Consider the following 514-nt stretch of genomic DNA (forward strand, 5'->3'; position numbering starts at 1 on the left):
ATCAATTCATGGCAGTCATCTGCTGCAAAAATTTCAGCAAAGGTGTCTTTTCTTTTAGGCTGGCGCTTTAAATAGTAGGTAGCCAATAAGTGAAGGTCATGATTACCAAGAATAACCTTGGCAGGATGTCCGCCTTGGTTACCCAGGCTTTTGATCAGGCGCAGACAGTCAAGCGAGTCGGGGCCTCGATTTACAAGGTCTCCTGCGAACCATAGTTCGTCACGGTTCTGGTCAAAAGATATCTGGTCGAGTAGACGGGTGAGTGCTTGATAGCAGCCCTGAACGTCACCGATGGCATAACGAGCCATAAGCTTTCCTTGTTAGTTATTATTCGTAGGGAAGGGGATCGGCAGCGCTATTTTCTGAAAACGCTTCGAGTCGCTCTTGGCAAGCACCGCATTTGCCACAGGCCTTTTCTCTGCCGTTATAGCATGTCCAGGTTTTACCGTAGTTAAGTCCCATTGCCAGCCCTTTGCTCAGTATTTCTGTCTTATTGATATCCTGAAAAGGTGCA

2 protein-coding genes are annotated in these 514 nt (G+C 47.3%); both read right to left on the minus strand.

The genetic code is table 11. The features are described from left to right. Positions 1-308 (minus strand): metallophosphoesterase (locus tag A3761_RS06670; protein WP_197472909.1); only part of this gene is annotated, 308 nt, incomplete at its 3' end. A gap of 19 nt (positions 309-327) precedes the next feature. After that, a partial coding sequence (locus A3761_RS06675; protein ID WP_197472910.1) for a 7-cyano-7-deazaguanine synthase occupies positions 328-514 on the minus strand: 187 nt, incomplete at its 5' end.

The sequence above is a fragment of the Oleiphilus sp. HI0123 genome (assembly GCF_001635315.1).